The 3216-nt window shown below is 44.9% G+C and carries 3 protein-coding genes; all 3 read right to left on the bottom strand.

Going from position 1 to position 3216, the window contains the following annotated elements; all coding sequences use genetic code 11:
• Positions 1 to 941 (bottom strand): LL-diaminopimelate aminotransferase (locus tag GX756_02900; protein NLC16806.1); only part of this gene is annotated, 941 nt, incomplete at its 3' end.
• Positions 928 to 1761, bottom strand: coding sequence for a diaminopimelate epimerase (locus tag GX756_02895; protein ID NLC16805.1), 834 nt, complete (start codon positions 1759 to 1761; stop codon positions 928 to 930). The genes GX756_02900 and GX756_02895, both read right to left, overlap by 14 nt.
• Positions 1762 to 1899: 138 nt before the next feature.
• Entirely contained in the window at positions 1900 to 3207 is a 1308-nt protein-coding gene (gene glnA / locus GX756_02890) for a type I glutamate--ammonia ligase (GenBank protein ID NLC16804.1), read from the bottom strand.
• Positions 3208 to 3216 lie beyond the last annotated feature (9 nt).

Below are 3216 nucleotides of genomic sequence, written 5' to 3'. Positions count from 1 at the left end.
TAATTAATGTTTTCTTTTGTTTGGCGCTTGCCTTCGGGCGAATAAACAGCCTCAGCCGCCCTCTGCACGATATAAGACACGCCGTTAAACTTAGTGGCTTGGCGTCTATACCATAGCTCGTTTAGGGATACGCCGCTTGCTCTTAGCTCTTTGGGAATGACGACATAAGCGCATCTAACGCCCGTAAAGCCCGCCGTTTTTGAAAAACTTCTAAATTCTATGGCGCATTTTTTGGCGTTGGGTATTTCATAAATGCTTCTGGGCTTGTCTTCGGTAATAAACGCCTCATACGCGCCGTCATACAAAATAATAGCGCCAATTTCCAAAGCGTAATCCACCCAACGCTTTAGGGTGTCAAAGTCCGCCATTGCGCCCGTGGGGTTATTGGGGAAATTAAGGTATATTATATCGGGCTGGCGCTCCGGAAACTCGGGCATAAAGCCGTTGGACTCAACGCACGGCAAATAGATAACTTTGTTATAGCTGCCGTTGGGACGGGCGCGCCCTGCCCTGCCGTCAATGACATTGGAATCCACATACACAGGATAAACGGGATCTTGAACGGCTATCCTGTTGTCAATTGAAAACAAGTCCAAAATATTGCTGCAATCGCTCTTAGCGCCGTCACTTACAAACACCTCGTCCGTTGCGATGTCAATGCCTCGGGCCTTGTAGTCGTTTTCCACAATGGCTTTTAGCAAAAAGTCATAGCCTTGATAGGGCGGATAGCCTCTAAACGTCTCCGCCTTGCCCATTTCCTGCGAGGCCTTTACCATAGCGTCCACTACGGCCGGGGCCAAAGGCAACACGGCGTCGCCTATGCCAAGCCTAATGACTTTTTTGTCAGGATTTGCCTTTTCGTAATCTTTTGCTTTGTTATTTACAATAGCAAATAAATAATTATTTGCCAGTTTCAAAAAATTACCGTTAATACCAAACATCAATCTCTCCTTCAAAAACCGTAACCGCGTTACCCGTCATGATAATCGTGTTACCGTATTTTATCTTTAGTTGTCCGCCTTTTAAGCTGACATTAACTTCATCATTAGTATAACCATTAAGAAAAGAAGCAACAGCGGCCGCGCAAGCGCCTGTGCCGCAAGCAAGCGTCTCGCCCGCGCCGCGCTCAAAAACCCTTAGCTCAATGTTATCTCGGTCAATTACTTTAATAAACTCGGTATTGACTCTTTTGGGAAAAACCTTGTGGTTTTCAAACTTAGGGCCAAGCCGGTTAAGGTCCAAGCTCTGAATATCGTCCAAAAAGACCGCGCAATGCGGATTGCCCATGCTAAGACAAGTTACATTATATATTTGCCCGTCAACTTCTAAGGGCATGTTGATAATCTTATCGCCGTCCATCGCCACAGGGATTAATTTGGGGTCAAATATAGGCTTGCCCATATCCACGGCCGCGCCCGTAACATTGCCCAAGCCGTCAAAAATCAAATCTATGTTTTTGATGCCGCTCAAGGTTTCTATGGCGATAGATTTTTTTGAGGTCATTTTTTTGTCATAAACATACTTGGCTACGCAACGGATGGCGTTGCCGCACATTTCGGCCTCGCTCCCGTCGCTGTTAAACATCCGCATTCTAAAATCGGCCTTATCGGACGGACATATCAACACCAAGCCGTCGCCGCCTATTCCAAAATGTCTATGGGATAGTTTTTGCGCTAATATGGATGGATTGGTTATTTTTTCTTTTTGGGCGTCTACATATATATAGTCGTTTCCCGCCCCGTGCATTTTAGTAAATCTCATTAAAGCCTCAATTTCTAGATTTTATCATGCATTCAAAACATTAATATGTTTGATAATTTTTGTCAACTCTTTTTTATCACAAAAAATTTTTTGCAAAAATCAATATAAAGTTTTATAAGCCCGCCAAAAAATTTTTTGCTAATATCTGCCCAAATAATTGGCTATTTCCCATTCTGTAACTCTTGTGCGGTATTCGCTCCATTCGGCTTTTTTGGCTTCTATGTATTTATAAAAGACATGGTCGCCTAGCACGCTTTTGACCCATTGGTCTTTTTCCATAATGTTGATAGCGTCTTCCAAATCAACCGGCAAGGTCTTAATATTGTTAAGCATCCTGCTTTCCTTGCTCATGGCGTAAATATTGGAGTTTATGGGCGGCGGCGGGGTAAGCCCGCGCTTTATGCCGTCCGCGCCCGCGGCTATGCACAACGCCAAGGCTAAATAGGGGTTGCAAGAAGGGTCGGGGCTTCTTAATTCCACGCGCGTGCTAAGTTCCCTAGTGGAAGGTATTCTTATAAGGGGGCTGCGGTTTGCGCAACTCCACGCTATATGGACAGGCGCCTCATAGCCCGAAACAAGCCTTTTGTAACTATTCACCAACGGGTTGGTTATAGGCGTTATTGGCTCTATGCGCTCCAATATCCCTGCTATAAACGAATACGCGATTTGGCTAAGGCCTATTGAATCTTTTTGGTCATAAAAAACGTTTTGGCCGTCTTTAAAAAGCGACATATTGATATGCATGCCGCTGCCCGCTATATCCTGTTTGGGCTTGGGCATAAATGTGGCGTATAAACCGTGCCATTGCGCTATAGTCTTGACCACCAATTTGAAGGTGACTATATTGTCGGCCGTGGTAAGCGCGTCGGCGTATTTGAAGTCTATCTCGTGCTGGGCGTTGGCGACTTCATGGTGGGAAGCCTCTATCTCAAAGCCCATTTCCTCCAACATTATGCACATGTCGCGCCGCGCGCCGCTGCCAAGGTCGGCCGGCGAAATGTCAAAATATCCCGCCCTATCGTTAGAATGCAAAGTGGGTTGGTTGTTTTCGTCTAAATGGAACAAGAAAAATTCGCATTCGGGTCCGACATTGGCGGTATATCCCATTTGGTTTAGGTCTTTTATAACTTTTTTTAGGATATATCTGGGATCGCCCTCAAAAGGCGTTCCGTCATGCTTATAAATATCGCAAATCAGTCTCGCGACTTTGCCTTGCGGGGTGCGCCAAGGAAAGACCACAAAAGTGTCAAGATCGGGTCTTAGGTTCATATCGGACTCTTCTATCCTCACAAAACCTTCTATGGAAGAGCCGTCAAACATACACTGGTTATTTAAGGCCTTGTCTAATTGGCTGGGAGTAATCGCGACATTTTTTAAAGCGCCAAAAATATCGGTAAATTGTAGCCTGATAAATTTGACATCTTCTTTTTTGACTATTTCTTTGATTTGTTCTTT

The sequence above is a fragment of the Clostridiales bacterium genome (assembly GCA_012512255.1).
Classification (GTDB): domain Bacteria; phylum Bacillota; class Clostridia; order Christensenellales; family DUVY01; genus DUVY01.
This window is presented reverse-complemented; position numbering and strand designations above follow the sequence as displayed.